Source organism: Pseudonocardia hydrocarbonoxydans (genome assembly GCF_006539565.1).
GTDB lineage: Bacteria > Actinomycetota > Actinomycetes > Mycobacteriales > Pseudonocardiaceae > Pseudonocardia > Pseudonocardia hydrocarbonoxydans.
In genome coordinates this window covers 92359-111913 of record NZ_BJNG01000011.1, presented here as the reverse complement: position 1 = coordinate 111913, position 19555 = coordinate 92359, and the positions used below count along the sequence as shown (strand labels likewise).

General features: G+C 76.0%; 19 protein-coding genes and 1 pseudogene. 10 read left to right on the top strand and 10 right to left on the bottom strand.

The features are described from left to right. Position 1 precedes the first annotated feature (1 nt). Genes PHY01_RS05920 through PHY01_RS05910 form a run of 3 tightly spaced genes read left to right on the top strand, consistent with a single transcriptional unit; the run spans position 2 to position 2780 of the window. Positions 2–856 carry an acyl-CoA dehydrogenase family protein gene (locus tag PHY01_RS05920; protein ID WP_246085725.1) on the top strand — a complete coding sequence of 285 codons (855 nt, stop codon included), beginning with the start codon at positions 2–4 and terminating at the stop codon, positions 854–856. Further along, a complete protein-coding gene (locus tag PHY01_RS05915; RefSeq protein WP_141277502.1) occupies positions 853–2124 on the top strand; it encodes a bifunctional PIG-L family deacetylase/class I SAM-dependent methyltransferase in 1272 nt (423 codons plus the stop codon). Before PHY01_RS05920 ends, PHY01_RS05915 begins: the two co-directional genes overlap by 4 nt. Beyond that, positions 2124–2780: a glycosyltransferase family 2 protein gene (locus tag PHY01_RS05910; RefSeq protein ID WP_141277501.1), complete on the top strand. Its 657-nt coding sequence runs from the start codon at positions 2124–2126 to the stop codon at positions 2778–2780. The genes PHY01_RS05915 and PHY01_RS05910 overlap by 1 nt, the downstream gene beginning before the upstream one ends. Positions 2781–2802: 22 nt before the next feature. On the opposite strand, the gene PHY01_RS05905 is transcribed toward PHY01_RS05910, so the two are convergent. Next, positions 2803–3921 (bottom strand): cysteine--tRNA ligase, encoded by a 1119-nt coding sequence (locus PHY01_RS05905; RefSeq protein ID WP_246085724.1) that lies wholly within the window; start codon positions 3919–3921, stop codon positions 2803–2805. Between the two features lie 105 nt (positions 3922–4026). Between PHY01_RS05905 and PHY01_RS05900 the strand changes: the two genes are divergently transcribed. After that, positions 4027–4350 (top strand): hypothetical protein, encoded by a 324-nt coding sequence (locus PHY01_RS05900; protein WP_141277499.1) that lies wholly within the window; start codon positions 4027–4029, stop codon positions 4348–4350. A 5-nt stretch (positions 4351–4355) separates the two neighbouring features. On the opposite strand, the gene PHY01_RS05895 is transcribed toward PHY01_RS05900, so the two are convergent. From PHY01_RS05895 to PHY01_RS05865, 7 genes and pseudogenes are all read right to left on the bottom strand, one after another. Beyond that, positions 4356–5630, bottom strand: a complete 1275-nt coding sequence (locus PHY01_RS05895) for an ABC1 kinase family protein (protein ID WP_141277536.1) — start codon at positions 5628–5630, stop codon at positions 4356–4358. Positions 5631–5752: 122 nt separating this feature from the next. After that, a pseudogene (locus tag PHY01_RS05890) lies at positions 5753–6082 on the bottom strand (transglycosylase family protein); the annotation flags it as partial. Positions 6083–6366: 284 nt separating this feature from the next. Next, the gene (gene couO / locus PHY01_RS05885; protein ID WP_170183655.1) at positions 6367–7248 is read right to left on the bottom strand and encodes a 4-hydroxyphenyl-beta-ketoacyl-CoA hydrolase; all 882 of its coding nucleotides are present in this window, start codon (positions 7246–7248) and stop codon (positions 6367–6369) included. Further along, positions 7245–8138, bottom strand: a complete 894-nt coding sequence (locus PHY01_RS05880) for a 3-hydroxyacyl-CoA dehydrogenase NAD-binding domain-containing protein (protein WP_246085723.1) — start codon at positions 8136–8138, stop codon at positions 7245–7247. The genes couO and PHY01_RS05880 overlap by 4 nt, the downstream gene beginning before the upstream one ends. Positions 8139–8164: 26 nt before the next feature. Next, a complete protein-coding gene (locus tag PHY01_RS05875; RefSeq protein WP_141277496.1) occupies positions 8165–10000 on the bottom strand; it encodes an acetoacetate--CoA ligase in 1836 nt (611 codons plus the stop codon). Next, positions 9997–10761 (bottom strand): crotonase/enoyl-CoA hydratase family protein, encoded by a 765-nt coding sequence (locus tag PHY01_RS05870; RefSeq protein ID WP_141277495.1) that lies wholly within the window; start codon positions 10759–10761, stop codon positions 9997–9999. The genes PHY01_RS05875 and PHY01_RS05870 overlap by 4 nt, the downstream gene beginning before the upstream one ends. Continuing rightward, positions 10758–12245: an acyl-CoA synthetase gene (locus PHY01_RS05865; protein WP_141277494.1), complete on the bottom strand. Its 1488-nt coding sequence runs from the start codon at positions 12243–12245 to the stop codon at positions 10758–10760. Before PHY01_RS05865 ends, PHY01_RS05870 begins: the two co-directional genes overlap by 4 nt. Before the next feature lie 38 nt (positions 12246–12283). Between PHY01_RS05865 and PHY01_RS05860 the strand changes: the two genes are divergently transcribed. Continuing rightward, complete coding sequence (locus PHY01_RS05860; protein ID WP_141277493.1) at positions 12284–12697, top strand: MarR family winged helix-turn-helix transcriptional regulator; 414 nt, start codon at positions 12284–12286, stop codon at positions 12695–12697. Between the two features lie 12 nt (positions 12698–12709). Here the strand turns inward: PHY01_RS05860 and PHY01_RS05855 are convergent, their stop codons facing one another. Continuing rightward, the gene (locus tag PHY01_RS05855) at positions 12710–13522 is read right to left on the bottom strand and encodes a PaaX family transcriptional regulator (RefSeq protein WP_141277492.1); all 813 of its coding nucleotides are present in this window, start codon (positions 13520–13522) and stop codon (positions 12710–12712) included. Positions 13523–13626: 104 nt separating this feature from the next. Between PHY01_RS05855 and PHY01_RS05850 the strand changes: the two genes are divergently transcribed. Genes PHY01_RS05850 through PHY01_RS05830 form a run of 5 tightly spaced genes read left to right on the top strand, consistent with a single transcriptional unit; the run spans position 13627 to position 18709 of the window. Next, positions 13627–14931 (top strand): MFS transporter, encoded by a 1305-nt coding sequence (locus tag PHY01_RS05850; protein WP_141277491.1) that lies wholly within the window; start codon positions 13627–13629, stop codon positions 14929–14931. A 44-nt stretch (positions 14932–14975) separates the two neighbouring features. Further along, positions 14976–15692 (top strand): SIMPL domain-containing protein, encoded by a 717-nt coding sequence (locus tag PHY01_RS05845; RefSeq protein ID WP_141277490.1) that lies wholly within the window; start codon positions 14976–14978, stop codon positions 15690–15692. A 59-nt stretch (positions 15693–15751) separates the two neighbouring features. Then, positions 15752–17152 (top strand): YibE/F family protein, encoded by a 1401-nt coding sequence (locus PHY01_RS05840; protein ID WP_141277489.1) that lies wholly within the window; start codon positions 15752–15754, stop codon positions 17150–17152. After that, positions 17149–17811 (top strand): class II aldolase/adducin family protein, encoded by a 663-nt coding sequence (locus tag PHY01_RS05835; protein WP_141277488.1) that lies wholly within the window; start codon positions 17149–17151, stop codon positions 17809–17811. Before PHY01_RS05840 ends, PHY01_RS05835 begins: the two co-directional genes overlap by 4 nt. Before the next feature lie 13 nt (positions 17812–17824). Further along, positions 17825–18709: a Sco1979 family transcriptional regulator gene (locus PHY01_RS05830; RefSeq protein WP_246085722.1), complete on the top strand. Its 885-nt coding sequence runs from the start codon at positions 17825–17827 to the stop codon at positions 18707–18709. A 10-nt stretch (positions 18710–18719) separates the two neighbouring features. Here the strand turns inward: PHY01_RS05830 and PHY01_RS05825 are convergent, their stop codons facing one another. Further along, positions 18720–19541 (bottom strand): SAM-dependent methyltransferase, encoded by an 822-nt coding sequence (locus tag PHY01_RS05825; RefSeq protein WP_141277486.1) that lies wholly within the window; start codon positions 19539–19541, stop codon positions 18720–18722. Between the last annotated feature and the right edge of the window lie 14 nt (positions 19542–19555).

Genomic DNA, 19555 nt, shown 5'->3' with positions numbered 1-19555 from the left:
CGTGCGCGACCCGCTGCCGCTGCCCGGGCACGGCGACACCGCCGGACGCTGGCGCACACTGGCCCGCTGGGGGCGCACCGACCTGGTGCTCGCCCGGCTGGCCGAGGGCCACACCGACGCACTGGCGATCCTCGCCGAGGCCGGCGCCGCACCCGTCCCCGGCGCGCTCTACGGCGTGTGGGCCGCCCGCTCGGGCGGCACCGGTGCGGAGCTGCGCGGCACGGGGGTGTGCGGGCTCGTGCGGTTCTGCTCGGGCGCGCACACCCTGGACCGGGCCCTGGTCGTGGCCGGGGACCGGATCGTCGAGGTCGACGTGCGCGACCCCCGCGTACGGCCCGTCGAGGGCACCTGGGACCCGGTCGGGATGGCGGCCAGCGACAGCGTCGACGTCGAGTTCGCCGGGGTGCCCGCCGACTCGCTCGTGGGCCCGCCCGGCTTCTACACCGCCCGCCAGGGGTTCTGGTGGGGCGGCGGCGGGGTGGCCGCGGTGTGGCTGGGCGGCGCCGCCGGGATCGTCGACGACGTGCGCGGCGCGGCGGGCGACGACCCGCACCGGCTGGCCCACCTCGGCACGCTGCACACCGCACTGGCCGGCACCGACGCCCTGCTCGCCCGGACCGCCGACGCGATCGACGCCGACCCGGCCGCCGACCACACCACCGCGGTCTGGACCGCCCGCGCCGCCGCCGACGGGCTCGCCCGCACCGTCGCCGACCGGGCACCGCGGCTGGCCGGGTCCACCGTGCTCACCCGGCACGACCGGCTCGGTGCGCGCCTGGCCGACCTGGGCGTCTACGTCCGCCAGCACCACGCCGAGCGCGACCTCGCCGCGCTCGGCGCCCGGGTCCGCGGATGAGGCCCGTGACGCCGCCGCAGGCCTGGCTGCGCGACCCGCCGCCACCCCCGTTCGACCTCACCGCGCTCACCGGGCGCGTGGTCGTCGTCGCCGCCCACCCCGACGACGAGACGCTCGGCGTCGGCGGCCTGATGCACGCCGCACACCGGGCGGGCGGGCGGCTCGAGCTCGTCGTGGCCACCGACGGGGAGGCCGCGTTCCCCGGGCTGGACGGGCCCGGCCGGGCCGCGCTGGCCGCCGCCCGCCGCCGCGAGCTCGACGACGCGCTCGACGAGCTGGGCCTGGGCGAGGTCGCCGTGCACCGGCTCGGGATGCCCGACTCCGCGCTCGACGCGGACGAACTGGCCGCCGCGCTGGAGCCGCTGCTGCGCGGCGCCGACGCGGTACTGGCCCCGTGGACCGGCGACCCGCACCCCGACCACGCCGCCGCGGGGCACGCCGCCGCGGCCGCCGCCCCGGTGACGGCCACCGGCTGGGCGTACCCGATCTGGACGTGGGCGTGGCTGCGCCCCGACGACCCGGCGGTCCCGTGGCGCCACGCCCGCACCCACCGGCTCGACGACGACTCGCGCGCGGCGAAGCGGCGGGCGCTGGCCCGCTTCCCCTCCCAGACCGGGCCGGGGCCCGGCGGCGAGCCGCCGATCGTGGGACCCGAGGTGCTGGCCCACTTCGACACCGGCGCCGAGACCGTGTTCCGCGCCCCCCGGGCCGCCTCGGCCCCGCGCGAGCGGTTCGACGAGCTCTACACGGGAGGCGACGGCGACCCCTGGGACACCCGCACGAGCTGGTACGAGCGGCGCAAGCGGGCGGTACTGCTGGCCTGCCTGCCCCGCGAGCGCTACCGGCACGGCGCCGAACCGGCCTGCGGCACCGGCGCGCTCACCCCCGCGCTGGCCGCGCGCTGCGACCGGCTCGACGTCTCCGACTTCTCCGAGGCCGCCGTGGCCGCCGCCCGGGCCGCCGGGGTGGCGGCGGTGCGGGCCGCGCTGCCGGACGCCGCGGCCCTGCCCGGCGGGCTGGACCTGGCCGTCGTCAGCGAGGTCCTCTACTACCTCGACGACGCCACGCTCGTCGCCACCGTCGACCGCCTGGCCGAGGCCGTGGACCCGGGTGGTGACGTCGTGGTCGCGCACTGGCGGGGCTGGCCCGCCGACGCCCCGCGCGACGCCGGGGCGACCCACCGCGTGCTGCTCGAGGACCCGCGGTTCACCCCGCTCGTCTCGCACGTCGACGAGGGCTTCCTGCTGCACGTGCTGCGGCGGGCGTAGTGGACGCCGTGGGGGTCGTCGTGCCCGCCCGCGACGAGGAGGAGCGGGTGGCGGCGTGCCTGCACAGCGTGCTCGCCGCGCTGCCCGCGGGCGTCGCGACCGCGGTGGTGGCGGTGCTCGACCGCTGCACCGACCGCACCGCCGACCGGGTCCCCGACGGCGTCGAGGTGCTGATCAACGACGGCGCGGCGTGCGTCGGCGAGCTGCGCGACCGGGGCGTCCGGCACCTGCTGTCGCGGCTGGCCGCCCGCCCGGACCGGACATGGCTGCTCAGCACCGACGCCGACACCGTGGTCGGGCCGGACTGGGTCGCCGCCCACCTGCGCCACGCCGCCGCGGGCGCCCACGCGGTGGCCGGGCTGGCCGACCTCGACGTGCCCACCGGCCCCGCGTACGCCCGGATCGTCGCCGCGGGCCTGCGCGCCGACGGCCACTCCCACGTCTACGGCGCCAACCTCGGCGTCCGGGCCGACGCCTACCTGGCGGCGGGCGGCTTCCCGGCCGTCCGGCACGGCGAGGACCACGGGCTGGTCGAGCGGCTGCGGGCCCGGGGGCTGCGGGTCGTCACGGCCCTGGACGGGCGGGTCCGCACGAGCGGCCGCACAGCCGGCCGTGCCCCCGGCGGGCTCGCCGACCTGCTGGCCGGGCTGAGCTGAGCGAGACCGCGCCGGGCGGCACCTACTGCAGGGCCAGCGTCCGTACCGCCTGGCGGGCCGCGGCCCCGCCCGCGTCGAGGGCGATCCCCATCGCGGTGGGGACGTCGAGGTCGTCGAGCAGGGCGGCCCGGACGGCGGCGACGTCGGTGTCGGACCCGCCCCCGGCGGCCGCGGCGCGGTAGAGCCGGTCGAGCCGCCCGGCCGCGACGTCGAGGTCCTCGGGCCGGTACTCCCAGTCCTGCGCCCACGGCCGGTCCAGCAGCAGCAGCCGCAGCGCGGCGCCGGGGTGGCGGTGGTGGCCGAGCAGGTCGCCGACCAGCACGAGGTTGCCCGTCGACTTGGCCATCTTCGCGCCGTCGACGTGCACGGTGCCGACCGGCATCCGCCGCCGCGCGTACGGCGTGGCGCCGGTGGCGGCCACGGCCATCGCCACCTGGTAGGCGTGGTGCGGGAAGGCGAGGTCGGCGCCGCCGATCAGGACGTCGACGGTGCCGCCCAGGGTGGCCAGCGCCATCGCCGCGCACTCGGCGTGCCAGCCCGGGCGGCCCGGGCCCCACGGGCTCGGCCACGCCGGGCCGCGGTCGTCGGCGGGCCACCACACCGGCACGTCGAACGGGTCCTCACGGCGCGGGTCGTCGGGGTCGTCGCCGTTGGCGCGGGCCAGCGCGAGGGCGGCGTCGGCGTCGAGCCCGGCCGTGGCGGGCACCCCGGAGCCGCGGAACCACACGCCGCCGTCGCGTTCGTAGGCCGCGCCCGCGACCAGCAGCGCGGAGGCCAGCGCGACGACGTGCCGGACGTGGTGGCGGGCGTGCGGCACGTGGTCGGGCCTGCGGACGTGCAGCGCGGCGAGGTCCTGGTCGACGGTGAACTCCTGGGACAGCCCGAACTCGTCGTAGGGCCTGCCCCGCTCCTCGGCGGCCCGGGTGAGCTCGTCGTCGATGTCGGTGACGTTGCGCGCGACGACCGTGTCGATACCGGTCATGCGCATCACGCGGGCCACCGTGTCGGCCCACACGAAGGTGGAGGCGTGGCCGAGGTGGGTGACGTCGTACGGGGTGATGCCGCAGACGTAGATGCGAGCGGGGACGGCCAGCGGGACGGGCGCCCCGCACAACGTCAGGGTCGGGTCGGGTGCGGTCACGACCCCATCCTGGCAGTGCCCGGTATCGACCGTTCGGCGACGGTTGCCGTCCCGAGAACGCACGTTCCGTAGTGGATCGTTCACCTGATGCGTAGGGTCCCGGGAATGCTCATCTGGGTGACGTTGACCGTCGGTATCGCCGTCATCGTGCTCGGCTCGCTGGCCATGACCCGCGTCGACGAGCGCTGGCGCCCGGCGCACCTGCAGTGCTGCCGCTGCCTGCGCACCTGGTTCGGCCGGGAGAAGCTGTGCGAGCGCTGCGGCGGCCGCGGCAACGACTACGACTGGCTGGCCGTCCGGTACGCGGGCTTCCCCACCCACGACTGGCAGGGCTACCTCGACACCGGGCCCATCCCGGTCGTGCGGATCCCGCAGCAGCGCACGGCCGAGGACTCCGCGACGGCCGTCGAGCGCGAGCACTCCGCGTAGGTCGCCTACCCCGCGGACGCGAACCCGGGCAGGTGCCGCTCGACGATCCCGCGGGCGGCCACCGTGCAGTCGAGCTGCGCGAGGATCGCCATCCAGCCCGACAGCACCCGCAGCACCAGCGCGTGCTCCGGCGGCAGGTTCAGCGCGCGGCCGGTGCCCTGGAACGCCCGGTTGTTCGGGTTCGCGACCCGCGCCCCCTGCCGCGCCATCCACTCCCGCGTGAAGTGGAACTCCGGCCCGCGCAGCGGGTCGGCGAGGGCGCCGACCCAGCGCAGGACGTCGGCGTCGGGGGCGTCGGGGGCCAGGAAGCCCTCGGCGACCAGCAGCTCCGACAGCGGCCCGCGGTCCCCGTCGGCGGTGAGCCGCAGCATGCGGGCGAGCACGTGCGGGATGCCGTCGGGCAGCCGCGCCACCGCGCCGAAGTCGATCATCGCCAGGCGGCCGTCGTCGAGGACGAGGAAGTTGCCGGGGTGCGGGTCGGCGTGCAGCAGCCCGACCGCGGCGGGCGAGGAGAACATCGTCTCGACGATCGTGTGCGCGTGGGCGTCGCGCGCGGCCTGCTCGGCGTCGTCGACGGCCGGGACGCCGATCAGGCGGCCGAGCGCGACGCCGTCGAGCCATTCCGAGACGAGCACCTTCGGCGCGGAGGCGACCACGGCGGGCACGTGCAGGGCCGGGGTGCGGGCGGCGGCGAACGCGCGCTGGTGGTCGGCCTCGGCGCGGTAGTCGACCTCCTCCAGCATCCGCGCGCGCAGCTCGCGGATCAGCGCGCGGGCGTCGAGGCCGGGCAGCAGCGAGCCGAACAGCCCCGCGAAGCGCTGGAGCTGGCGCAGGTCGGCGTCGAGTGCGACGTCGGCACCGGGGTACTGCACCTTGACCGCCACGGCGCGCCCGTCGTGCCAGACGCCGCGGTGCACCTGGCCCAGACTGGCCGAGGCGACCGGCTCGTCGTCGAAGTCGCGGAACCGCTCCCGCCACGACGAACCCAGCTGCTCGGCGAGCATCCGGTGCGCCTCGCGGGCGGGCATCGGCGGCCCCGCGGTCTGCAGCGTCGCGAGCGCGTCGTGGTAGGCGTCGGCGAACTCGGGCGGCACCATCGCGTCGTAGACGCTCAGGGCCTGGCCCAGCTTCATCGCCCCGCCCTTGAGCCGCCCGAGCACGGCGAAGAGCTGCTCGGCGTTGCGGGCGGCGGTGCCGGCGGCCACCTCGTCGGCGTCGGCCCCGGCCAGCGACCGGCCCCACCCGGCGACCGCGCGGCCGGCGAAGCCGAGCGGCAGCATGGCCAGGCGCGCCGACCGTGCGGCGCCGCTGCGGGGGATCCCGTCGGACACGTGGTCAACCTACCCGGGCCCGGGGACCGGGGCGGTGGCCCCGGTCCCCGCGCACGAGGTCCTCAGCGCAGGCCGAGCTCGCGCGAGCAGGCGGGCCAGGCGCCCCAGCCCTGCCCGTCGAGCACGCGCTCGGCGACGGCGATCTGCTCGGTGCGGCTGGCGTCGTGCGCGTCGCCCTCACCGCCGTAGGCGCGCCAGGTGGACGGGGAGAACTGCAGGCCGCCGGAGTAGCCGTTACCGGTGTTGATGTCCCAGTTCCCGCTGCTCTCGCACTCGGCGAGGGCGTCCCAGGTGGAGGCCGGTGCGGCGTTCGCCGTGCCGGCCATCAGCAGCGGGGCGGCCACGGCGGCGGTGCCGACGAGGGCCAGTCGGGCGGGGAAGGACAGGGAGATGCGCGACATGCGTGTGGATCCAGGTTCCGAATCCCGCGTCACCCGGTGGCTCCGGCCCCCGTCCCGCCTCGTGTGATCGAGGGACCGACGACCGCGGGACGGGGTGCGAGGTGACGCGGCGGTGTCGGCTCGTCCGTGCAACGCCCGGCCACCATCGTGGGCCGGACGGTCGCCGACGGTAGGCGCCGCCGCCCCGCGCCGGTCAAGGTCGGACACCGGTGACGAATCACACCGGCGCCCCCACCTGCCGATCCGCGGCCCGTCACCCCGCCGTGCGTGACCGGAGCCACCGCTCAGCCCAGGCCCAGCATCCGCACCGCGTTGTCCTTCATGATCAGCGGGCGGACCTCGTCCTTGATCTCCAGCGTCGCGAAGTCGGCGATCCAGCGGTCCGCGGTGAGGACGGGGAAGTCGGAGCCGAACAGCACCTTGCGCCGGAGCATCGAGTTGGCCGCGCGCACGAGCTGGGGCGGGAAGTACTTCGGGGACCAGCCGGACAGGTCGATGTAGACGTTCGCCTTGTGCGTCGCCATCGAGATCGCCGCGTCCTGCCACGGCACGGACGGGTGCGCGAGCACGACCGTCAGCTCCGGGAAGTCGGCGGCGACGTCGTCGAGCAGCATCGGGTCCGACAGCCGCAGCTTGATCCCGCGCCCGCCCGGCAGCCCGGCCCCGATCCCGGTCTGGCCGGTGTGGAACAGCGCGGGCACACCGGCCTCGGTGATCGCCTCGTAGAGCGGGTAGAACGCCGGGTCGTTGGGCGTGAAGCCCTGCAGGCTCGGGTGGAACTTGAACCCGCGGACACCGTGCGCGTCGACGAGCGAGCGGATCCGGCGCACCGAGGCCGCCCCGCCGTGCGGGTCGACCGAGCCGAACGGGATGAGCACGTCCGGGTGCGCGGCGGCGGCGTCGGCGATCTCCTCGCTGGACAGGGCCGGGTGCCCGGTCGCCGTCGTCGCGTCGACGGTGAACACGACCGCGGCCATCCGGCGCTCGCGGTAGTGCGCGGCGATGGTCTCGACGGTCGGCGTGCGGTCCTGGTCGGCGCGGAAGTAGGCGGCGGAGGCGTCGAGCAGCTCCTGGTCCAGCGACAGGCAGCCGTGGCCGTCCTGCTCGACGTGGACGTGGACGTCGATGGCGTCGATGGTCGTCGGGTCGATCACGGGCCTGTTCATGTGTCGAACTCCTTCTTGGCCGCGAGCACCGCGCGGACCACGGTGTCGCGGTAGCGCGCGAGCGCGGCCGGGTCGACCCCGGCCAGCTCCTCGTCGACGCCGTCGATGATCTTGCGTTCCAGCTCGGGGGTCATCACGGGGTGGCCGAGGTCGCGCCACCAGGCCTCGGTGGGCGGGCCGAGGTGCTCCAGGACGTGCGCGATGCCGCCGGGCCCGCCGGAGAGGTGCTGGTTGGCGAACGGGCCGAGCACCGCCCAGCGCAGCCCGGGGCCCTGCGAGATCGCGGTGTCGATGTCGGCGACCGAGGCCACCCCGCGGTCGACGAGCGAGTACGCCTCGCGCCACAGGGCGGCCTGCAGCCGGTTGGCGATGTGCCCGGGCAGCTCGCGGCGCAGCCGGATCGGCGTCTTGCCGACCGAGGCGTAGAACGCCATCGCCGCGTCCGTCGCCGCCTCCGAGCTGCGCTCCCCCGGCACGACCTCCACGAGCGGCACGAGGTGCGGCGGGTGGAACGGGTGGCCGACGAGGACGCGTTCGGGGTGCCGGGTCGCGGCGCGGGCGATCTCGGTCGGCAGCATCCCGGACGAGCTGCTGGCCAGCACGACGTCCGGCCGGGCGGCCTCGTCGAGGACCGCGAACAGCGCGTGCTTGACCTCGGCGCGCTCCGGGGCGTTCTCCTGCACCAGGTCGGCGGCCGCGGCGGCCTGCCCGGCGTCGGCGGTGAAGGTGAGCCGGGCCGGGTCGGCGCCGATCTCCGCGACGCCGTCCCGGAGCCGGTCCTCCGCGCCCGGCGCGGGGTCGCTCGCCACCACGTCGAGCCCGTGGTTCAGGAAGTGCGCCGCCCAGCTGACGCCGATCGCGCCGGTCCCGACCACTGCGACGGTCGTCACCGCCGGCCCCGTCACCGCAGGCCCCGTCATCGCAGGCCCGGGAAGACGTCGAGGGCGGTGGGGTCGGCGAGCACGCCGCGGGCGGTGTCGTCGACCTCGGCGCCGAGCAGGATCCGTTTCACCGGCAGCTCCAGCTTCTTGCCCGTGCGGTTGCGCGGCACCACCGGCACCGCGGTGATCCGGTCGGGGACGTGCCGCGGGCTCAGCGCGGTGCGCAGCTCGCGGGCGATCCGCGCCTCGTCCAGCTCGGCACCCTCGGCGAGCTGGACGAACAGCAGCAGCTCCCCGTTGCCGCCCGCCGGGTCCTCCAGGTGCACGACCAGGCTGTCGACGATCCCGGGCAGCTCCTCGACGACCGCGTAGAACTCCGCGGTGCCCAGCCGGACGCCGCCGCGGTTGAGCGTGGCGTCCGAGCGGCCGGCGATCACGCAGCTGCCGGACCCGGAGAACCGCACCCAGTCGCCGTGGCGCCACACGCCGGGCCAGACGTCGAAGTACGACGACCGGTAGCGCGACCCGTCCGGATCGCCCCAGAAGCCGACCGGCATCGACGGCATCGGCTCGGTGATCACCAGCTCCCCCAGCTCCCCGACGACCGGCTTCCCGTCCTCGTCGAACGCGGCGGCGGCCACGCCGAGCGCGGGCCCGGCGATCTCGCCGGTCACGCTCGGCTGCCACGGGCTGCCCTGCACGATCCCGGTGCAGACGTCGGTGCCGCCGCTGCCCACGTTGAGCAGCACGCCGTCGAGGTGCTCGGCGACCCAGCGGTACCCCTCCGGCGGCAGCGGGCTCCCGGCGGCGCCGAGCTGGCGCAGCCGGGGCAGCGGGGGCGGCACGTACCCCTCGGCGCGGCACGCCATGAGGAACCCGGGCGAGGCGCCCATCAGCGTCGCCCCGGTCTCCTGCGCGATCCGCCACTGCCATCCGACGTCGGGGTGGACCGGGTTGCCGTCGACCAGCACCACCGACGCCCCGCACAGCAGCCCGGAGACCAGCGCGTTCCACATCATCCAGGCGGTGGTGGAGAACCACAGGATCCGGTCGCCGGGCCCGAGGTCCCAGCTCAGCGCGTGGTTCTTCAGGTGCTCGACGGTGATCCCGCCGTGCCCGTGCACGATCGCCTTCGGCTTCCCCGTCGTGCCCGAGGAGAACAGGACGTAGAGCGGGTGGTCGAACGGGACGGGGTCGAACGCGGGCCCGGCGGGCTCGGCCAGCAGGTCGGCCCAGGTCGTGGCGTCGGGCAGGTCGCCGGGCACCGCGACGACGTGGCGCACCGTGGGCAGGCCCGCGCGCAGGGCCGCGACCTCGGCGCGGCGGTCGACCGGCGTCGCGCCGTAGGTGTAGCCGGGCGCGGCGAGCAGGACGGTGGGCTCGATCTGGGCGAAGCGGTCGATCACCGCGCGCGCCCCGAACTCCGGTGCGCAGCTCGCCCAGACCGCGCCGAGGCTCGCCGTGGCCAGGAACGCGACGAGCGTCTCGGGGATGTTGGGCAGGTAGGCGACGACCCGGTCGCCGCGGCCGACGCCGAGCCGCACCAGCCCGGCGCGGGCCCTGGCGACCTGGTCGCGCAGCTCGTCCCAGGTCAGCTCGATCACGTCGCGGGTCTGGGAGTACGCGACGACGGCGACGCCACCGGTCCCGCGCAGCGCGTGCGCGGCGTAGTTCAGCTCGGCGCCGGGGAACCACCGCGCCCCCGGCATCTCCCGGCGGCCCAGCACCGCGGTCGGCGGGGTCGTGAACTCGACGCCGAGGTGCTCGACGACAGCCGACCAGAACCCGTCGAGGTCGGTGACCGACCAGCGGTGCAGGGCGGCGTGGTCGTCGACACCGACCGCCGCGGCGAAGGCCTCGATCCGGCTCACTTCTTCGCCACCTTCGGCCCACGCCCGGCCAGGAACTCCCGCATCCGGGTCTGCGCCTCCTCGCTGCTCGACGCCACCGCGGCCATCAGCGACTCCATCAGGTAGCCCTGCTCCGGGTCGGCCGCGGCGATGCGGGGCAGGGCCTGGAGCACCGCGAAGTTCGTGACGGGCGAGTTGCCGGCGATCTTCTTCGCCAGCCCGAGTGCGTGATCGAGGCCGTGGCCGTCCTCGACGCGGTACTGGGACAGCCCGAGCGCGTGGCCCTCGTCGGCGTCCAGCACGCGGCCCGTCAGCATCATGTCGGCCATCCGGTGCACCCCGATCAGCTTCGGCACCCGCACCGACGCCCCGCCGCCGACGAACAGCCCGCGGCTGCCCTCGGGCAGGGCGTAGAACGCGCTCGGCTCGGCGACCCGGATGTGCGCGGCGCAGGCCAGCTCCAGCCCGCCGCCGACGACCGCCCCCTTGAGCACGGCGACGACCGGCACGCCGCCGTGCTCGATCCGGGCGAACGCGCGGTGCCACATCCGGGAGTGCAGCAGGCCCTCGTAGGCGTCGCGCTCGGCCAGCTCACCGAGGTCGAGGCCGGCGGAGAAGTGCTCGCCCTCGGCGTCGAGGACCACCGCGCGGACCCCCTCGGGCACCGCGGAGAAGTACGCCTCCAGGGCGAGCACGGTGGCGTCGTCGAGGGCGTTGCGCTTGGCCGCGCGGTCCAACCGGACGACGGCGACCGCACCGTGGTCCTCCACCTGCAGCGTCATCGGAGTCCTTCCGCGGTCGCCCGCAGCTCGGCGCGGCGGAGCTTGCCCGTCGCGTTGCGGGGCAGCTCCCCGACGATCACGATGCGGCGCGGCACCTTGTACCGGGCCAGGTGCGCGGTCAGGTGCCCGCGCAGCGCGTCGGGGTCGAGGTCGACGCCCTCGGCCGGCTGCACGAACCCGACGCCGGTCTCGCCCCACCGCTGGTCCGGCACCCCGACGACGGCCGCGCCCACCACCCCGTCGACGGCCAGCAGCACCGCCTCGACCTCCGCCGGGTACACGTTCTCGCCGCCGGAGATGAACATGTCCGTGAGGCGGTCGACGACGGTGGCCCAGCCGTCGTCGTCGACGGTGAGGACGTCGCCGGTGCGGAACCAGCCGTCCAGGGTGGCGTCGGCGGTGGCGTCCGGCCGGCCCCAGTAGCCGGCGAACACGTTCGGGCCGCGCACCAGCAACTCCCCCGGCCCCGCGTCCGGGGGCACGACGGCGCCGTCGCGGACCATCGCCACGTCGGTGAAGAAGTGCGGGACGCCCACCGACACCGGGTGCGCGGTCGAGCCCTCGCGGGTGGCCATGAGGACCCCCGGGCTCGCCTCGGTCATGCCGTAGCCCTGCTGCAGCGTCACCCCGCGGTCCAGCCAGGCGGCCGCGACGCGGGCGGGCACCGGCGACCCGCCGTACTGGACGACGCGCAGCGACGACAGGTCGGCGGCGGCGAAGCCGGGATGGTCGCAGAGCATCTGCAGCATCGTCGGGACGGCGGAGAAGCCGGTGATCCCGGCCTCGCCGATCCGGGCGAGGATCGCGGCGGGGTCGACCTTCGCGACCGGCTCCACCGACCCGCCCTTGAACAGCGTCGGCAGCGTGATCTGCCCGATCCCGACGCAGTGGAACAGCGGCGCGATGCACAGCACGCGGTCGGTGCCCGCGACGTCGACGTGGGCGAGCTGGTTGACGGTGTTCCAGGTCAGGTTGCCGTGGGTGAGCACCGCGCCCTTGGGGCGGCCGGTGGTGCCGGAGGTGTAGAGGACGAGCGCGGGGTCGTCGAGGCCGACGGGGTGCGCCGCGCCCCCGGCCCCGGCCAGCGCCTCCTCGTAGGCCGGCCCGATCTCCAGCCGCGGCCCGGCGAACCCGGCGGCGAGCGCGGCGGCGTCCGGGGAGGCCACCAGGAACGAGGCGCCCACGTCGCCGAGCATGTACCGGATCTCGGGCCCGGCGAGGCGGTGGTTGAGCGGCACCGCGATCGCCCCCAGGCGCCAGACCGCGAAGAACGTCTCCAGCACCTCGACGGCGTTGACGCCGAGCTGCGCGACCCGGTCGCCCTTCCCGACCCCGGCCGCGGCCAGGACGCCGGCGAGCCGGTCGACGCGCTCGGCCAGCTCGCCGTAGGTGCGCCCGCCGCCCGGGCCGACCAGCGCGGTGCGGGCGGGGTCGATCCGGGCGCGGCGCGCGGGCCAGCTGCCGAGTCCGTCGGGTGGGTGCACGGCTCCGAGATTAACAGGAACCCTGTTATTGTCGAGGGGTGCCGCCGTCCCTGCTGTACGTCGTCAAGCAGGTCGAGCTGGCCGTGCGGTCGCACCTCGACGAGCTGCTGCGCCCGCACGGCCTCACGACCGCGACCTACACCGCGCTCACCGTCCTGGAGCGCCGCGACGGCCTGACCACCGCCGATCTCGCCCGCACCTCGTTCGTCACGCCGCAGGCCATGGCCGACATCGTCACGGCCCTGGAGGCCCGCGGGCACATCGTCCGCACGCCGGACCCGGCCCACGGCAGGCGGCTGCGCACCAGCCTCACCGCCGAGGGCCGGGCCCTGCTCGCCGCCCTCGCCGACGAGGTGGGGGCCCTGGAGGAGCGGATGCTGGCCGCCCTGGACCCGGCCCAGCGCACCGCCCTGCGCGCCCACCTCGACGCGTGCCGGGAGGCCCTGAGCTGACGGCGACCCGACTCAGCGGGCCTCGCGCACCCGCAGGATCTGCGCCGCCACCTCCGCAGCCCGCGGCGCGAGCTCGCGGTGGCGGCGCAGGAACAGGTCGTGGGCGCCGACCGCGGGCCACGACGCCGGCAGGTGCCGCACGGGCAGGCGGGGGTCGTTGCGGATCGTGCGCAGCCAGTCGGCCTCCAGTGCGACCTGGGCGGCCAGCGGGTCGGCCGGGTCCCGCGCCGGGTCCGACCAGCGCCGCTCGAACCGGGCGTAGTCCCCGGCGAGTGCGTCGAGGTCCCACGCGTCGCGGACCAGCGTGTCGACGTCGGTGGGCGGCAGCGCGGTCGCGGTGAACGCCGACAGGTGCGCGGCCGCCTCCAGCCCGTCGACGAGCGCGGTGACGTCCACCGGCCCCGCGGCCAGCCACAGCCCGCCGCGCAGCGACCCGAACCCCGCCCAGACCAGCCGCGCCCGCAGCGCGTGCCGCTGCTTCGCCCACGAGTCGGGCAGCGAGTACGACAGCAGCGTCCAGCTGCCGTCCCAGTCGTCGTTGACGGGGCCGGTGCGCCACATCCGGTCGCTGCCGTCGTCGAGCACGCGACGGGCCGACGGGGTGAGCCCGAGGTAGACCTCCCGGCCGTGCCGGGTGCGTTCGAGCAGGCCACGGCGGGCCGCGCGGCTCAACGTGGACCGGGCGGCCTGCTCGGAGACCTCCGCGCGGCGCAGCAGCTCCAGCACCCCGGCCGTCGCGACCTGCACGTCCCGGCCCAGGACGTACGCGCCGAGGAAGGCCAGCAGCACGGTCTGCGGACGGGCGCCGTCCCGTTCCTCGTCCACGGGGGAAGCCTAGCCACGATCAACACTGGGCAGATGTTTGACGGTCGTCGATTGACATGCCTACTCTCGGACGTGATGCGGACCACCCGACGAGAGGCAGTGCGATGACCGCACCCGGCCCGGCCACCACCCAGCTCCGGCGCGCCGCGCTGTCGAGCTACCTCGGCAGCGTGATCGAGTACTACGACTTCCTGCTCTACGCCACGGCCGCGGCGCTCGTGTTCGGGCCGGTGTTCTTCTCCGGGCTCGACCCGGTCGTCGGCACGATCGCGAGCCTCGGCACGCTCGCCACCGGCTACCTCGCCCGCCCGCTCGGCGGGATCCTGTTCGGCCACTTCGGCGACCGGGTCGGCCGCAAGAAGATGCTGATCACGACGATGACGCTGATGGGCGTCGCGAGCGTGCTGATCGGCCTGCTGCCCACCCCGGCGCAGATCGGCGCGCTCGCCCCGGTGCTGCTGGTGGTGCTGCGCGTCGCCCAGGGGATCGCCGTCGGCGGCGAGTGGGGCGGGGCCGTGCTGCTCTCGGCCGAGCACGCCACCTCCCGGCGCGGGCTGTGGGCCAGCTTCACCAACGCGGGCGCCCCCAGCGGCGGCGTCCTGTCGACCGTGGTCCTGGCGGTCACCGCCGCGACGATGAGCGAGGAGGCGTTCCTGTCCTGGGGCTGGCGCATCCCGTTCCTGCTCAGCGCCGTGCTGCTGGCGCTGGGGCTGTTCGTCCGCTCGCGCGTCGAGGAGACCCCGGTGTTCCGGGCCGGGATCGCGGAGGCCCCGCCCGCCTTCCCGCTGCTCGACGTCCTGCGCCACCACCCCCGGGTCTTGGCCCTGTCGGTCGGCATCGGCTTCGCCGCGTTCGTCGTGCAGGCCACGATCACCACGTTCTCGCTGTCCTACGCGGTCGAGGCCGGCATCGCGCGCTCGACCGTGCTCAACGCGCTCACCGCGTCGTCGGTGGCCGCGGTCGCCGGGATCATCGGGTGGTCGGCGCTGTCGGACCGGCTCGGGCGGCGGCCGGTGATGATCGCCGGGGCGGTGGCCTGCGGGGCGTGGGCGTTCGCCCTGTTCCCGCTGATCCGCAGCGGGTCGACGGCCCTGCTCGTGGTGGCGGTCGTCGTCGGGCAGGGCCTGCTGCACCCCGCGCTCTACGGGCCGCTGGCCGCCCTCTACACCGAGCTGTTCGCCACGCGGTCGCGGTACACCGGAGCGTCGCTGGGCTACCAGCTCGCCGGGACCGGCGCCGGGTTCGCCCCGCTGGCGTTCGCGGCGATCTACGGGGCGACCGGCGGAACGCTCGCCATCTCGGTGATCATCGCCGCGCTGTGCCTGCTCACCGTGGTCTGCCTGGCGCTGGCCCCGGAGACGCACCGGCGGAGCCTGAGCGGGCCGGAGGCGCGCGTCCCCGTCGCGTAGCCGGGCCCGTGCAACCGGACGGGCCCCCGTTCCGTCCTGGGGGCATGAAGCGCGCACTCCTCCCCGCCGTCGGTCTCGTCCTCGCCCTCGCCGGCTGCGCCGCGCCCGGCCAGCTGGGGTCGGCGGCCCCGGCGCCCGGCACCCCGGCACCCGGCATCTCGGCGCGCGGCGTCGGCACCGTCGGCGCGCCGCCGGACACGCTCACCGTCGTGCTCGGCGTCGCCACGAACGCCCCGGCGGCGGCCGCGGCGCTGGAGGACAACAGCACCCGCGCGGCCGCGCTGATCGAGGTGCTGCGCGGCAGCGCGGTGGCGGAGGAGGACCTGCGCACCAGCGGGCTGTCGATCTCCCCGAGCTACTCCCCCGACGGCACGGTCACCGGGTACGAGGTGACCAACCAGGTCACGGCGACGCTGCGCGACCTCGACGGTGCCGGCGCCCTCATCGACGCGGCGGCGCAGGCGGCGGGTGACGCGGTGCGGGTACAGCAGATCTCCTTCTCCCTCGACGACGACTCGGACCAGCGCGCGGCCGCCCGCGCGGACGCCGTGCGCCGGGCCGAGGCGCAGATCGAGCAGATGGCCGAGGCGGCGGGGGTGTCGGTGGGCGCGCTGCTCTCGATCACCGAGATCCCGGCCGAGCCCGGCCCGCAGCCCTTCGCCGCCGACGCGTTCGCGGCGCAGGAGTCGGCGGCGGTGCCGCTGCTGCCGGGCAGCCAGGACGTCAGCGTCGTCGTGGAGGTCGTGCGCGCGGTCGGCTGAGCGGCGGGCGGGGTGGACCGGACGCCGGGTGCCCGCGGCGACACGGGAGAATCCGGCGGATGAGCTCCCCCCGGCACGGGCCCCGCCACCGCGGCAGCGGCACCGGCCCGCCCGCCGCGACCGGCGACCCCGAGGACGACACCGGCCCGATCGGGATCACGCCCCGGCCCGCCGGCCGGCACCGCGACCCCGGCCCCGATCCCGCTCCGGGCGACGGCGCGGCAGGCGCCCGGCACGCCGACGACGACCACCGTGACGCCGTCCCGCACGACCACCCCACCGAGACCCCCGCGCTCACCGGCCACGGGCACGGCCACGGGCCGGCCCCCCGCGCCGACCGGCGGGTGCACGTCGCGATCGCGCTGCTGCTGATCCCCGCCGCGCTGGCGACGCTGGTCGGGCTCGTGCTGCTGTTCCCCTACGAGCGCGCACAGCCCCTCGACGGCGCGGCGGCCCTGCCCCGGGTCCCGGGCACCGTGTCGGCCACGGCGGAGAGCGACTGCTCCCCCGGTGAGGGCGACCGCGGCTGCGCGGCGCTGACCGTGCGCCTGACCGGCGGCGACGCGGCGGGCACCAGCATCGTCACGCTGGTGTCGGTGGTGCGCGGCGTCGCCCCCTTCACCACCGGCGACGAGGTGCTGCTCACCGTCGACGGCGACCCGGCCGACCCGGAGAGCTACCAGATCGCCGACTTCCAGCGCGAGGTCCCGCTGCTGGTGCTCGCCCTGCTGTTCGGCGCCGCGGTGGTGGCGCTCGGCCGCTTCCGCGGGCTCGCGGCACTGGGGTCCCTGGTGCTGACGGGCGTGGTGCTGGTCGGGTTCGTGCTGCCCGCGATCCTGGCCGGGCGCGACCCGCTGCTGGTCGCCGTGGTCGGCTGCACGGCGATCATGTTCTGCGCGCTGTACCTCACCCACGGGTTCAGCTCCCGCACCTCGACGGCGGTGCTCGGGACGTTCGGCAGCCTCGTCCTGATCGGCGTGCTGGGCGTCGGGTTCGCCGCGGCGGCCCGGCTGACCGGCGCCGACGAGGACACCGCGAGCCTGGCCAACGCCCTGGGCACCGCCGTCGACGGGCGCGGCCTCGTGCTCGCCGGGCTCATGATCGGCGCGCTCGGCGCGCTCGACGACGTCACCGTCACCCAGAGCAGCGCCGTCTGGGAGCTGCGCGCCGCCGACCCCACGCTGCGTCCCGGCGCCCTGTTCTCCTCGGCGATGCGGATCGGGCGCGACCACGTCGCCTCCGCCGTCAACACCCTGGTGCTGGCCTACGCGGGCGCGGCCCTGCCCCTGCTGCTGCTGTTCAGCGTGGCCGAGCGCGGCCTGGCCGACACCCTGACCAGCCAGGTGATCGCCACCGAGATCGTCCGGACGCTGGTGGGCAGCATCGGGCTGGTGGCCGCGGTGCCGCTGACGACCGCGCTCGCCGTCGCGGTCAGCACGCGCGGGCGGATCGGCCGGTGAGGGCCGCCCGGGAGGCCGTCGTCGCGCTGTGCCGGGGCCTGGTCGCGCGCGGTCTGGTGGTCGGGACCGCGGGCAACGTCTCGGTGCGCGACGGCGACCGGATCGCGGTGTCCCCGTCGGCCGTCGACTACGCGGAGCTGACGCCGGACACGGTCGGCGTGCACGCCCTCGACGGCACCCCGCTCGACGCCCCGCTGCGCCCGACCTCCGAGCTCGCGCTGCACGTCCTGCTGCACACCCGCGACGGCGCGCACGACGGCGAGGTCGTGCTGCACACCCACGCCCCGGCGTCGACGGCGCTGTCCACGGTCGTCGACGAGGTGCCGCTGACGCACTACTACTCGGCGTTCTTCGGCGGCGCGGTCCGGGTGGCGCCCTACGCCACGTTCGGCACCCCGGAGCTGGCCGCGCACGTGCTCGCCGCGATGCGCGGCCGCAGCGCCGCCCTGATGGCCAACCACGGGGCGGTGCTCGTCGCGCCCGCGGTGGCCGGGGCCCTGGACCGGGCGGCCTACCTGGAGTACGTCTGTGACGTCGCGCTGCGCGCACTGGGCACCGGCCGCGCGCCGCGCACCCTCGACGCCGCCGAGATCGACCGGGTCGCCGGCGTCCTGGACGGCCACGGTCAGGGGCCCCGTGGCGGTTATGCTGCCCGGTGATGGGGGGAGCACCGTGAGTACCCAGCCACCGGCCGCCGTGCCCGACCAGGGCGGCCTCACCGTCCTGCGGATCCTGCTCGGCACGCAGCTGCGCCGGCTGCGCGAGGCCAACGGCGTCACCCGCGAGGCGGCGGGCGAGGCGATCCGGGCGTCGAGCGCGAAGATCAGCCGCCTGGAGCTGGGCCGCGTCGGCTGCAAGGAACGCGACGTGCTCGACCTGCTCACCCTCTACGGCGTCACCGACCCGGCCGAGCGCGAGGGCTACCGCGACCTCGCCACCCGTGCCAACGCCCGGGGCTGGTGGCAGCAGCACAACGACGTCCTGCCCAGCTGGTTCGAGATGTACCTGCGGCTCGAGCAGGCCGCCAAGGTGATCCGCACCTTCGAGCTGCAGTTCGTGCCGGGGCTGCTGCAGACCGAGGAGTACGCGCGCAGCGTGATCCTGCTCGGGCACCGCGGCTCGCCGCCCGACGACGTCGACCAGCGGGTGCAGCTGCGGATGTCGCGGCAGAAGATGCTCGGCGAGCCGGGCGCACCGCAGGTGTGGGCCGTCCTCGACGAGGCGGCGGTGAGCCGGCCCTACGGCACCCCCGCGGTGATGCGCGCCCAGCTGGAGCACCTGCTGGAGGCCGGGCACCGGCCGAACGTGACGATCCAGCTGCTGCCGTTCCGCGCCGGCAGCCACGCCGCCGCGGGCGGCCCGTTCTCGATCCTGCGCTTCGCCGAGCCCGACCTGCCCGACGTCGTGTACCTCGAACAGCTCAACAGCGCCGTCTACCTCGACAAGCGCTCCGACGTCGAGGACTACGCCGGTGTCTGGGAGCGGCTGGTCGTGCAGGCGCTCACCCCGCGCGACACCCGCGCGGCGCTGACCGAGCTGATCGGGCGGCTCCCGTAGACCGGTTGGCTCACGCCTTGCGGCCGATGCCCGCGGCGTAGAGCGTGTGCGTCGGGCTGTCGGTGGGTGTGCGGTCGTCAGGGCGCCAGTCGTTGGCGTAGGTCAGGCCCGGCTCCACCATCTCCAGCCCGGCGAAGAACCGCTGCTGCTCGGCCCAGGTGCGGAACCGGCCGGTGCCCAGGCCGCCGTCGAGGAACGCCCGCTCCAGGGCCTTCGCACGCGGCTCGTCGTCGTCGAGGAAGTTGCTCACCAGCAGGTAGCTGCCCGGGCTCAGCCGCGCGGTGATCGCCGCGGCCACCGCGTAGGGGTCCTCCTCGTCGGAGAGGTGGTGCAGGATGCTCGCCGCGAGCACCGCGAACGGCGCCGTGGTGTCGATCAGGGCGGTCACCTCGGGGTCCGCGAAGATCGCGTCGACGTCGCGGACGTCGCCGGTGACCACCGTGGTGGTGTCGTCGTCGTCGAGCAGGGCACGGCCGTGGGCGAGCACGATCGGGTCGATGTCGACGTAGACCACCCGCACCGACGGGTCGACCTCGTGGGCGATCTCGTGCACGTTGCCCGCGGTCGGCAGCCCGGAGCCCAGGTCCAGTATCTGGCGGATCCCGGCCTCGCGCACCAGCCAGGTGACGGCGCGGCGCAGGTGGTTGCGGTTGTCGTGGGCGAGGTCGCTGGTCTCGGGCACCGCCGCGAACAACGCCGCGGACACCCGGCGGTCGATCTCGTAGTGGTCCTTGCCGCCGAGCACGTAGTCGTAGACGCGCGCGATCGACGGCCGGGTGAGGTCGACGTCGGGGATGGCCGGTGCGTCGTCGAGGCCCCTGCTGTCGCCCATCGGTGCGTTCCCCG